The sequence below is a fragment of the Arcobacter sp. F2176 genome (genome assembly GCF_004116465.1).
Taxonomy (GTDB): domain Bacteria; phylum Campylobacterota; class Campylobacteria; order Campylobacterales; family Arcobacteraceae; genus Arcobacter; species Arcobacter siniprincipis.
Genome location: NZ_PDJV01000092.1, coordinates 1 through 389 on the forward strand (window position 1 = coordinate 1; position 389 = coordinate 389).

At 31.4% G+C, this 389-nt stretch carries 1 protein-coding gene; it reads right to left on the bottom strand.

Annotation, left to right across the window (positions count from 1 at the left end; translation table 11 throughout):
- Positions 1 to 389 (bottom strand): hypothetical protein (locus tag CRU95_RS17025; RefSeq protein WP_258238767.1); only part of this gene is annotated, 389 nt, incomplete at both ends.

Below are 389 nucleotides of genomic sequence, written 5' to 3' on the forward strand. Positions count from 1 at the left end.
CCTTTTCCCCTTTTCCCCTTTTTCTCTCTCTTTTTTTTTTTCTCCTCCTCCTTTCTCTTCTCTTCCTCTCTCTTCTTCTCTCTTTTCTTCCTCTTCTCTTTTTTTCCCCCCCTCTTTTTTTTCTTCCCCTTCTCTCCTTCTTTCTCTTTTCCCCCTCTTTTTTCTTTTCTTCTTCTTTTCTCCTTCTTTTTCTTTTCTTTTTTCTTTTTCTTTTTTTTCTTTTTTTTTTCCTTTCCCTTTTCCTTTCTCTTTTCATTTTTTTTTTCCTTCTTTTTTTCCTCCTTTTCTTTCCTTTTTTTTTTTCTTTTTTTCTCTCCCTTTCCTTTCTTTTCTTTCTCCTTTTTTCTCTCTTCCTTCCTTTCTTTTTTTTTTTTTTTTTTTCTTTTTTG